This is a genomic window from Variovorax sp. OK212 (assembly GCF_900112425.1).
GTDB lineage: Bacteria > Pseudomonadota > Gammaproteobacteria > Burkholderiales > Burkholderiaceae_C > Variovorax.
Map to the genome: position 1 here is coordinate 435154 of NZ_FOLP01000006.1, position 10313 is coordinate 445466.

Below are 10313 nucleotides of genomic sequence, written 5' to 3' on the forward strand. Positions count from 1 at the left end.
CGCGAGGTGTGCTGCCGAAGGCTCCGATTTTGCAGTCCCGCGCGGGTGGGGCGTGACGGGTTTTACGCGGGGGCGGTTTTGGGCTGTCGCAGACCGGGAGAAAGCGATCAGGCCGGGCGGCCGCTGCGGTCGATGGCCACGCTGAGCGCCATGGCCGCCAGCAGCACCACGAAGCCGACCCAGCTCATCCAGGCGCCCGCGTCGTTGGCCAGCAGCCAGCCGCCGAGCGCCGCGCCCACGGCCTGGCCCGTGTAGATGCCCGAGCTGTTCAGTGCCACCGAGCCCGGCGCCAAGGTGGGCGCAAGGCCCACCAGGCGGGCCTGCTGCGCCGAATTGGTGGCGAAGCAGCCCAACCCCCAAGGCACCATCACCACGGCCAGCCACGCGAGCGTGGAGGCCAGCGGCCACAGCAGCAGGCTCAGCGTGATCAGCGCGCTGGTCACGAGCACCATGCGCCCGGCGCCCACGCGGTCGATGAAACGGCTGACCAGCATGTTGCCGGCCAGGCCGAAGAGGCCGAACAGCGCCCAGATCACGCTCAGCATGGTCGCGTCCGCGCCATAGCCCTGCTTGAGGATCGGGCCGAGATAGCTCGACAGCACGAACTGGCCGGTGCCCTGCAGCGCCGTGACCGTGACGATGCCCATCAGTACCGGGCTGCGTAGCACGCGCGACCATGCGGCGGCGGTCAGCGCGGCGGGGCGGATGGCGTTCGGCAAGGTGAACCAGATCGATGTCGCGCTCGCGACACTCAAGGCCGCAATCACCATGAAGGCCATGCGCCAGCCCAGGTGGCCGCCGATCAGCGCACCGATGGGCAGGCCCAGCACCGACGCGATCGACCAGCCGAGAAAGACGAAGGTGACGGCGCGCCCGCGCTGCTCGGGTGGCACCAGCAGGCCGGCGCAGGCGGCCGCCTGGGGCGTGAAGATGGCCGGCGCAATGACCGTGAGCATGCGGATGGGGAGCAGGGCGCCGAAGCTCGGCATCAGCGCCGCCAGCGCATGACCGGCGGCATACCAGAGCATGGTGAGCGCCAGCAGCCGGCGGCGGTCCCAGCCCGCGACCGCGGCGGCCAGCAGCGGCGCGCCGATGCACATCACCGCGGCGGCGGCCGTGATCAACTGGCCCGAGGTGGCCACGCTGATCGCCAGCGAGGTGCTGATTTCATTGAGCGTGCCGGGCACCACCATCACGCCAGTGCCGATCACGAAATTGCCCGCGAGCAGCGCCCAGAGCGCGCGTTGCGACGCGCGCCGTGGCGCAGCCCCGTTCACCGACGGACCTGCAGCGCGCCGGGATTCACGATGTTGGTGGGGTTGCCGTTGATGTAGCTCACGACGTTGTCGAACGCCTGGCCGAAGTAGCTCTCGTAGCTTTCCTGCTCGACGTAGCCGATGTGCGGCGTGCAGATGCAGTTCTCCAGGCGCAGCAGCGCGTGGCCCTGCAGCGGCGGCTCGCTCTCGAACACGTCGATGGCCGCCAGGCCCGGACGGCCGCGGTTCAGTGCGGCCAGCAGCGCGTCGGCCTCGACCAGCTCGGCGCGCGAGGTGTTCACGAAGAGCGCGGTCGGCTTCATGCGCGAGAGGTCTTCGAGCGTGATGAGGCCGTTGGTCTCGTCGTTGAGCCGCAGGTGCACCGACAGCACGTCGGCGGCGGCAAAGAATTCGTGGCGGTTCTGCGCCACCTGGAAGCCGTCGGAACGCGCCTTGGCGCAGCTGGCTTCACGGCCCCAGATCACGACCTGCATGCCGAAGGCCTGCCCGTAGCGCGCCACGAGCTGGCCGATGCGGCCGTAGCCCCAGATGCACAGCGTCTTGCCCTTGAGCACCGAGCCCAGCCCGAAGTTGGGCGGCATCGACGCCGACTTGAGTCCCGACTGCTGCCACGCACCGTGCTTGAGGTTGCTGATGTACTGCGGCAACCGGCGCATGGCGGCCATGATGAGCGCCCACGTGAGCTCGGCGGGCGCCTGCGGCGAACCCGAGCCCTCGGCCACCGCCACGCCGCGTTCGGTACAGGCCGTGACGTCGATGTGGCCGGCGACACGGCCGGTTTGCGAGATGAGCTTGAGCTTGGGCAGCTTTTCGATGAGCTGGCGCGAGATCTGGGTGCGCTCGCGAATCAGCACGATCACGTCGGCGTCCTTGAGGCGGACCGACAGTTGCCCGATGCCTTTCACCGTGTTGGTGTAGACCTTGGCCGCGTACGCGTCCAGCTTGGCGGCGCAGCGCAGTTTGCGCACGGCGTCCTGGTAATCGTCGAGGATCACAATGTTCATGGCGTGCCATTGTGCCTCGCAGCATTGGAATGTCGTGCCAGTGAACGTTTGGATACCCACCCCCGAGGCCCTGTCCAGGCGGCCTTGGGGGCTTTTTGCCTCAGTGCAGGCGCGTCGAGCGGTGGGCCGTGGTCATCATCTCGGCGGCCTCGATCGCGGCCAGCCGCTCGAGCTCGGCGCACACGTCGGCCATGCGGCCGGAGATCACGACGCGGTCGCTGCGCTGCTGGCCCTTGCCGTCGACCACGCGCACCACGCGCAGCGGGCGAGCGGGCGCGGCGGCGGCTGCTGCCGGCGTTGCGGTGCCACCCGAGCGCGCACTGCAGGCCGGCCGCACGGCCACGTAGCGCAGGCCGGCCGAGGTGTCGTTGTGGTCGAGGTGGTCCCTGTCGTGGGGCCGGCGCGCCGGAATGAGGCGGTTGGCCAGCGATTGCAGCGGCGACCAGAAATCAGCGATGGCGAGGAGGGCGATTCCCATGTGAACTCCAAAAAAGTATGAGGTTGAACACAGGCAGGATTTCTTGAATCGGCCTCGACAGGGTGATGGCGACTCCGCGCCATACGCCCGCCACCTGTCGGGGCCGGATGAGTTGCTGCCGCAGCAGGCCGCCGGGGCCTACATCAGCATCGTGTTGCGAATGAGGCCGACCGCAAGGCCTTCGATTTCGAAGGGCTCGCCGGGCTGCACGATGATGGTCGGGTAGTCGGGGTTTTCGGCGTGCAACTCGATGACCTGCTTGTTGCGCTTCAGGCGCTTGACGGTCACCTCGTCGCCCAGCCGCGCGACCACGATCTGGCCGTTGCGTGCTTCCTTGGTGGCTTGCACCGCGAGCAGGTCGCCGTCCATGATGCCGGCGTCGCGCATCGACATGCCGCGCACCTTGAGCAGGTAGTCGGGCTGGCGCTGGAACAGCGTGTTCTCGACGTAGTAGGTCTGGTCGACGTGCTCCTGCGCCAGGATCGGCGAGCCGGCTGCGACGCGGCCGATGAGCGGCAGCGCCAGCTGGGCCATGCCCGGCAGCGAGAGCGAGAACTGGCCGCCTTCGCGGTGGCGCGTTTCGTTGAGCGAGCGCAGGGCGTCACCCTTCAGGCGAATGCCGCGCGAGGTGCCGCTGACGAGTTCGATGACGCCCTTGCGCGCCAGCGCCTGCAGGTGTTCTTCGGCGGCGTTGGCCGACTTGAACCCGAGCTCGTTGGCGATTTCGGCGCGCGTGGGCGGCGCACCGGTGCGTGCGATGGCGCTCTGGATCAAGTCCAGGATCTGCTGCTGGCGGGCTGTAAGCTTCACGGCGAACTGCATATGTGGTTCCTTGCGGCACTGGCTAGATATCCAGTACCTGTATTTTTAACCAGTTTTTAAAAGTTGACAAGTGATGGTCAATTCCCTTTCGTCCGATCTGCGCCGCGTGGTGGTGCTGGGCACCGGCGGCACCATCGCCGGCAAGGCCGCGAGCAGCAGCGACAACATCGGCTACACGGCCGGCCAGGTGGACGTGGCCGACCTGCTGGGCGGCATCGATGCGCCGGCGGGCGTGACCCTGGTGGCGGAGCAGGTGGCGCAGGTCGACAGCAAGGACATGTCCTTCGAGATCTGGCGCACGTTGGCGCAGCGCTGCGCGCACTGGCTGGCGCAGGCCGACGTGGCGGGCGTGGTGATCACGCACGGCACCGACACGCTGGAGGAGACCGCGTTCTTCCTGCACTTGGTGCTGGCCGCGGCAAAGCCCGTGGTGCTGACCTGCGCGATGCGTCCCGCCACCGCCCTGGCGCCCGACGGGCCGCAGAACGTCAGGGACGCCGTCAGCGTCGCTGCTGCCGAGGGCGCGCGCGGCGTGACGGCGGTGTGCGCGGGCACCGTGCACAGCGGCGTGGACATCCAGAAGGTGCACACCTACCAGCTCGATGCCTTCGCGTCGGGCGATGCGGGGCCGGTGGGCTATGTGGAAGAGGGGGAGGTGCGCCTCGTGCGGGCGTGGCCCGAGTCCGCCGTATCGCAAGGATCGAGGATCTTCGAGGCGGGCACCGTGCAGTGGCCGCGCGTCGAGATCGTCATGAGTCACGCCGGTGCGAGCGGGGCCGTGGTCGAGGCGCTCATGCAACCGGGTGGGGGTGATGCAGAGCCGCTGCAGGGGCTGGTGCTCGCGGCAACCGGCAACGGCACGCTGCACCACGCGCTGGAAGCGGCCGCGCTGAAGGCGCAGGACGCGGGTGTCGCGGTGGTTCGCGCGACCCGCTGCGCCAACGGACGCATCCTGCCGAAAGCCGGCGATGCGCTGCGCGATGCAGGCGCGCTGACGCCCGTGAAGGCGCGTATCGCGCTGATGCTCGAATTGCTGAAGTGAAGCTGGACGCCGCCCTGCACCGAGGGCGGCCGTAGATCAGCTGCTCAGTGCGGCCAGCGCACGCTGCGTGATTTCGTCGACCGTGCCCACGCCCTTGATGGCGCGGTACTTGGGCGCGGCGGCCGGGTCGGTGTTGGCCCAGGCCGAGTAGTAGTCCACCAGCGGACGCGTCTGCTGGCTGTACACGTCCAGCCGCTTGCGCACGGTTTCTTCCTTGTCGTCTTCGCGCTGGATCAGCTCTTCGCCCGTGACGTCGTCCTTGCCTTCCACCTTGGGCGGATTGAACTTGACGTGGTACGTGCGGCCCGAAGCCGGGTGCGAGCGGCGGCCGCTCATGCGTTCGATGATGTCGCTGAAGGGCACGTCGATCTCGAGCACGTAGTCGAGCTTGACGCCCGCGGCCTTCATGGCATCCGCCTGCGGAATGGTGCGGGGGAAACCGTCGAACAGGAAGCCGCTGGCGCAGTCTGCCTGCGCGATGCGTTCCTTCACGAGATTGATGATCAGGTCGTCGCTGACCAGTGCGCCCGCATCCATGACGGCCTTGGCTTGCAGCCCCAGGGGGGTGCCGGCCTTGACGGCGGCGCGCAGCATGTCGCCGGTCGAGATTTGCGGGATGCTGTATTTCTGGCAAATGAAGGCCGCTTGCGTGCCTTTGCCCGCCCCGGGCGCGCCCAGCAAAATTAGTCTCATGGTGTCCTCGGACGGTTCTTAGATTTTGTGTCGCACCAAGCGTCGGCCCGAGGGCAGGGCTAGGCGGAGTTGCTTCGAGGATAGCACGCGTGCCCGCGGGGAAATCTCCGCAGTTTCAGCAGGCATGGCGGCCGCCTCAGGGCTTGGAACCGGCCGCGAAGACCGCGCGCACGCGCGCCAGGTCTTCGGGCGTGTCGATGCCCGGTCCGGGTGCGACATGGCTCACATGCACCGCGATACGGTGCCCATGCCACAGCGCGCGCAGCTGTTCGAGCGCTTCGGTCGCCTCGACGGGCGCCGGCGGCAGCGAAGGAAACCTGCGCACGAAGCCCGCGCGGTAGCCGTAGATGCCGATGTGGCGCAGTGGCGCCGGGCTGGGCAGTGCAACGGGCGCGGCACCGTTGGCCGAGCCGTCGCGCCACCAGGGAATGGGTGCGCGGCTGAAGTACATGGCGTTGCCTTGTGCGTCGAGCACGGCCTTCACCACGTTCGGATTCATGAAGTCGCCGACCGAATCGATCTCGTGCGCCGCGGTGCTCATCGCGGCTTCCGCATGCGTGGCCAGCGTGGTCGCCACGGCGTCGATCAGGGCGGGGTCGATCAGCGGCTCGTCGCCCTGGACGTTGACCACGATGTCGTCGCCGTCCAGGCCCAGTTGCTCGCAGGCTTCGGCCAGCCGGTCGGTGCCGCTCGCATGGTCCTGGCGGGTGAGGATGGCCTCGACGCCATGCGCCTGGCATGCTGAAACGATGGAAGCATCGTCGCCGGCCACGACCACGCGCGTTGCGCCGGACTCGCTGGCGCGTTGCGCCACGCGCACCACCATGGGCACGCCGGCGATATCGGCCAGGGGTTTGTTGGGAAGCCGTGTCGACGCCAGGCGCGCCGGCACCAGAACGGTGAAGTTCACAGCCCGAGCTCTTCGTCGGACAGCGTGCGCGCCTCGTTTTCGAGCAGCACCGGAATGCCGTCGCGCACGGGGTAGGCGAGGCGCGCGCTGCGCGAACAGAGCTCCTGCTTCTCGGGGTTCCAGGTCAGCGGACCCTTGGTGACGGGGCAGACGAGCAGTTCAAGCAGCTTGGTATCCATCGAGCGATGATAACTTTGCGTCGAGCGCGCTGAAGAACTCCGCGCAGGGCGTGAACTCTAGCGGCACGGCCAGCGCGTCGGGCGCCTTGCGCCACAGCTTCACGGCGTCTTTTTCGGTGCACAGCAGCGGTTGTTCCGCGCTGGCGGGGCGTTGCCAGCTCTCGAAATCGCTGTGATCGGGCAGGGCGAATGTTTGCGCGAGCGTCAGGCCGCGCGCGCGCAGCATGTCGAAAAAAGCCTCGGGCCGTGCGATGGCAGCCAGTGCGATCGCCGGCTTGCCCGCCAGGGTGCGCAAAGGTATGCGGCGGCCGTCGCTTGCCAATGCGTCCTGCGCAAGGCTTCGCGTCGCGGTGTAGCCACCCGCGAATGCCGGCTTCGAACCGCTGTGCAATACGAGGTCGCAAGGCCGCGGCCAGGCCTCGCGCAGCGGGCCGGCGGGCAGCCGCCAGCCGTTGCCGATGCCGCGGTCGTCGAACACGCAGATCTCGATGTCGCGGCCCAGCGCAAGGTGCTGCAGGCCGTCGTCGCTGACGATGACCTGCGTGGCCGGATGCCGCTGCAGCAGCGCACGCGCCGCCTCGATGCGCTTGCGGGCCACGAAAACTGGTGCCTTCGTGGCGTGGTGGATCAGCGCGGGCTCGTCGCCGACGTCGCGCGGATCGCTTTCGTCGAGCACCTCGCGGCAGTCGTCGGTGCGCCGTCCATAGCCGCGCGACACCACGCCCACCTGCAGGCCGCGCGCATGCAGGTGCCGCACCACGGCCATCACCACGGGCGTCTTGCCGGCGCCACCGGCGATCACGTTGCCGACCACGATGACGGGCACCGGCACGCGTTCGGTCCGCGACCATCCGAGGCGATAGAACAGGCCCCGCAGGGCGAAAAGCGCTGCGTACAGCAGCGACAGCGGCCACAGCAGGCAGGCCAGCGGACCGCGCCGCAACCAGGCAGCCTGAAGGCGCGAGGCCGACGGCGAACCGGTGCTGCTGGGGCCCTCTGCAGGCACTCAGTGCCCGGCTTGTGCCGTCGACTGTGCGGCGAAGGTGATCTGCATCAGGCCCGCGCGGCGCGCGGCTTCCATGACCGTGATCACGGCCTGGTGCGGGCTGGTCGCGTCGGCGCTGATGATCACCACGCTGTCCTTGCCGCCGGTGGCGGCCGCGGCGAGCGCTGCCGTCACGGTTTCCACGCTGCGGTCGGCCACCGGGGTCTTGTTGATCGAATAGCGGCCGTCGGCCGACACCGCCACGATCACTTCCTTCGGGTAATCGCGCTGCGCGTCGACGTCCGCCGTCGGCAGCCGCAGCTGCATCTCCGTGAACTTGCTGTAGGTGGTCGACAGCATCAAAAAGATCAGGATCACCAGCAGCACGTCGATGAACGGGATCAGGTTGATCTCCGGCTCGTCGCGCGCGCCGTGGCGGAACTGCATGCGGCCGCGGCTCATTTGCGCAGGGCGTTCAGGTGGCGGGCGAAGCGCTCACCGGACAGTTCGAGGTTCAGCAGGTATTCGTCGACGCGGCTGCGGAAGTAGCGCCAGAAGATCAGCGTCGGAATGGCCACGATCAGGCCGAAGGCGGTGTTGTACAGCGCGATCGAGATGCCGTGCGCCAGCTGCGCCGGGTTGCCCGAGCCCACGGCGCCGCTGCCCGGCGACTGCGAGCCGAAGATCTCGATCATGCCGATCACCGTGCCCAGCAGGCCCAGCAGCGGGGCGGCCGAGGCGATGGTGGCCAGCGCGGGCAGGTAGCGTTCCAGCTTGTGCGCCACGGTGCGGCCCGAGGCCTCCATGGCCGCGCGCAGGTCGTCTTCGCTGCAGCGGGGGTTGGCGTTCAGCGCCCGCAGGCCGGCGGCCAGCACCTGGCCGAGCATCGAGTTGCGTTCCAGCTTGGTCACCACGTCGGGCCCCGGAATGGCGCCGTGCGACACGGTAATGGTTTCGTCGAGCAGCTTCGGCGGCAGCACCCTCACGGTTTTCAAACTCGTGAAACGTTCTATAACCAGCGCGAGCGCAACGATCGAACAAGCGAGCAAGGGCCAGATTGGCCAACCCGCGGCAACTATGATGGAAAACAAGAAATTCCTCCGGCCCGTAGACTGCAAATGCGCGGCGATTATCCACTGAGCCAACCCACGGCACGCGCCTACTTTTCGTGTCGGCAGGGACGCACAGATTCTGTGGATAACTTTGTGATTAACCTGCTGCGCAACGGGCCCGAACCCGCATGGGACGGCCTTTCCGCTAGAACGACTGAATTTTGAGCAGCACTTTTTTCAATGAAATCAACGGCTTGCACGAGGAACCGTGCGCCTGTCCCGCTGTGCGGGCCGCATGCAGGGGCCCCATTGCCCGTTGTGGAAGAGTGGCGTCGCGCCGTGCGTGCATGCGGTGAGCATGCGTGACACGAATTCCGCACCTGGGCCGCGCGTGTGGGCGGTTGGCGCCCTGTGCCGAGCGGTCGCCGACGCGCTCGATGCACGCTTCAACCCGGTAACGGTTCGTGGCGAGATTTCTGGTTTTTCGCGAGCCTCGAGCGGGCATTGTTACTTCTCGCTCAAGGACGAGTCGGGCCAGTTGCGTTGCGCGATGTTCCGCCGTGCGGCCGGCCTGCTCGACTTTTCGCCGCGCGACGGCGACCAGGTCGAGGTGCGCGGCCGCCTTGCCGTCTACGAGCCGCGCGGTGATCTGCAGCTGGTGGTCGAGAGCCTGCGGCGGGCCGGGCAGGGCGCCTTGTTCGAGCAATTCATGCAACGCAAGGCGCGGCTCGAGGCCGAAGGGCTCTTCGACCCGGCGCGCAAGCGGGCGTTGCCGGCCATGCCGCGCGCGGTCGGCGTCGTCACGTCGTTGGGGGCCGCCGCCCTGCATGACGTGGTCACGGCGCTGCGGCGGCGCGTTCCGCACATTCCGGTCGTGCTCGCACCGGCGGCGGTGCAGGGCGCCAACGCGCCCGGCGAACTGGTGCGCGCGCTGCAGTCGCTCTATGAACTCGAGCCTGCGGTCGACGTCATCCTGCTGGTGCGGGGCGGAGGCTCCATCGAGGATCTCTGGGCCTTCAATGACGAGACGCTGGCACGCACCATCGTCCAGAGCCCGGTGCCGCTCATCAGCGGGGTCGGGCACGAGACCGACTTCACCATCGCGGACTTTTGCGCCGACCTGCGCGCGCCGACGCCCACGGCCGCGGCCGAGCTCGTCAGCGCGCCGCGCGACCTGTGGCTCGGTGCCATCGACCTGCTGGACGAGCGCTTGAGCGACGCGCTGGGCGGTCGTCTCGACGCGCTCGGGCAGCGGCTCGACCAGGCCGCAGGGCGCCTTGGCCGCCCCTCGAACCTCGTGGCGCGCCAGCAGCTTCGCCTCGCGCACCATGCGCAGCGCCTGCAGTACGCCGTGCTGTCGCGGCACGAGCGCCTGGCGCAGGTGCCGCGCGCCATGGCCGCCGACTTTCCGCTGAAGTTCGAGCGCGCGCTCACGCAGCGGCGCGAACGCCTCGAGCGCGTGGCCCTGCGCCTGCGGCTGCTTGACCCGGCATTGGTCCTGCAGCGCGGCTATGCATGGCTCACCGATACAGATGGTCATGCCATCGTCAGCGCCAGGCAACTCGAGGCCGGCGACGCGGTCACGGCACGGCTGGCCGATGGTGAGGTCGACATGACCGTCACATTGAGCGATGCGACGGGAACGCGTCCGACGCGACCGCGGTGATTAATTCCTAGAATCCTTGATTCCCACAACCAACCCACGAGAAAAAACCATGGAACATGTCCTCCCCCCCCTGCCGTACGCACTCGACGCACTGGCACCCGAATATTCGAAGGAAACCCTCGAGTACCACTACGGCAAGCACCACAACGCGTACGTGGTGAACCTCAACAACCTGCAAAAGGGCACCGAGTTCGAGGCCATGACG

The 10313-nt window shown here is 68.2% G+C and carries 12 protein-coding genes and 1 pseudogene; 3 read left to right on the forward strand and 10 right to left on the reverse strand.

Annotated features, from left to right (window positions below; all coding sequences use genetic code 11):
- Positions 1-107: 107 nt before the first annotated feature.
- From BM004_RS20915 to lexA, 4 genes are all read right to left on the reverse strand, one after another.
- A complete protein-coding gene (locus tag BM004_RS20915; protein WP_093216306.1) occupies positions 108-1277 on the reverse strand; it encodes an MFS transporter in 1170 nt (389 codons plus the stop codon).
- Complete coding sequence (locus BM004_RS20920) at positions 1274-2281, reverse strand: D-2-hydroxyacid dehydrogenase family protein (RefSeq protein ID WP_093216308.1); 1008 nt, start codon at positions 2279-2281, stop codon at positions 1274-1276. The genes BM004_RS20915 and BM004_RS20920 overlap by 4 nt, the downstream gene beginning before the upstream one ends.
- 100 nt (positions 2282-2381) lie before the next feature.
- Positions 2382-2759 carry a hypothetical protein gene (locus BM004_RS20925; protein ID WP_093216311.1) on the reverse strand — a complete coding sequence of 126 codons (378 nt, stop codon included), beginning with the start codon at positions 2757-2759 and terminating at the stop codon, positions 2382-2384.
- 138 nt (positions 2760-2897) lie between these two features.
- Positions 2898-3581: a transcriptional repressor LexA gene (gene lexA, locus BM004_RS20930; protein WP_013541704.1), complete on the reverse strand. Its 684-nt coding sequence runs from the start codon at positions 3579-3581 to the stop codon at positions 2898-2900.
- A gap of 73 nt (positions 3582-3654) precedes the next feature.
- Here lexA and BM004_RS20935 point away from each other — a divergent pair, with 73 nt between their 5' ends.
- A complete protein-coding gene (locus BM004_RS20935; RefSeq protein WP_093216313.1) occupies positions 3655-4623 on the forward strand; it encodes an asparaginase in 969 nt (322 codons plus the stop codon).
- A 36-nt stretch (positions 4624-4659) separates the two neighbouring features.
- Here BM004_RS20935 and adk read toward each other — a convergent pair whose 3' ends face one another.
- From adk to BM004_RS20965, 6 genes are all read right to left on the reverse strand, one after another.
- Positions 4660-5316, reverse strand: coding sequence for an adenylate kinase (gene adk / locus BM004_RS20940; RefSeq protein ID WP_093216316.1), 657 nt, complete (start codon positions 5314-5316; stop codon positions 4660-4662).
- Positions 5317-5452: 136 nt separating this feature from the next.
- On the reverse strand, positions 5453-6226 hold the full coding sequence (gene kdsB, locus BM004_RS20945) for a 3-deoxy-manno-octulosonate cytidylyltransferase (RefSeq protein WP_093216318.1): 774 nt from the start codon (positions 6224-6226) through the stop codon (positions 5453-5455).
- A complete protein-coding gene (locus tag BM004_RS20950) occupies positions 6223-6405 on the reverse strand; it encodes a Trm112 family protein (protein ID WP_007836935.1) in 183 nt (60 codons plus the stop codon). The genes kdsB and BM004_RS20950 overlap by 4 nt, the downstream gene beginning before the upstream one ends.
- Positions 6386-7411, reverse strand: a complete 1026-nt coding sequence (gene lpxK / locus BM004_RS20955; protein ID WP_093216321.1) for a tetraacyldisaccharide 4'-kinase — start codon at positions 7409-7411, stop codon at positions 6386-6388. Before lpxK ends, BM004_RS20950 begins: the two co-directional genes overlap by 20 nt.
- On the reverse strand, positions 7412-7837 hold the full coding sequence (locus tag BM004_RS20960; protein WP_371270115.1) for an ExbD/TolR family protein: 426 nt from the start codon (positions 7835-7837) through the stop codon (positions 7412-7414). It abuts the gene before it with no gap.
- 11 nt (positions 7838-7848) lie between these two features.
- A complete protein-coding gene (locus BM004_RS20965; RefSeq protein WP_093129928.1) occupies positions 7849-8481 on the reverse strand; it encodes a MotA/TolQ/ExbB proton channel family protein in 633 nt (210 codons plus the stop codon).
- 319 nt (positions 8482-8800) lie between these two features.
- On the opposite strand from BM004_RS20965, the gene xseA reads away from it, so the two are divergent.
- Both xseA and BM004_RS20975 read left to right on the forward strand, forming a co-directional pair.
- Positions 8801-10108 carry an exodeoxyribonuclease VII large subunit gene (gene xseA / locus BM004_RS20970; protein ID WP_093216380.1) on the forward strand — a complete coding sequence of 436 codons (1308 nt, stop codon included), beginning with the start codon at positions 8801-8803 and terminating at the stop codon, positions 10106-10108.
- A gap of 49 nt (positions 10109-10157) precedes the next feature.
- Positions 10158-10313 (forward strand): annotated as a pseudogene (locus BM004_RS20975) (superoxide dismutase [Fe]); the annotation flags it as partial.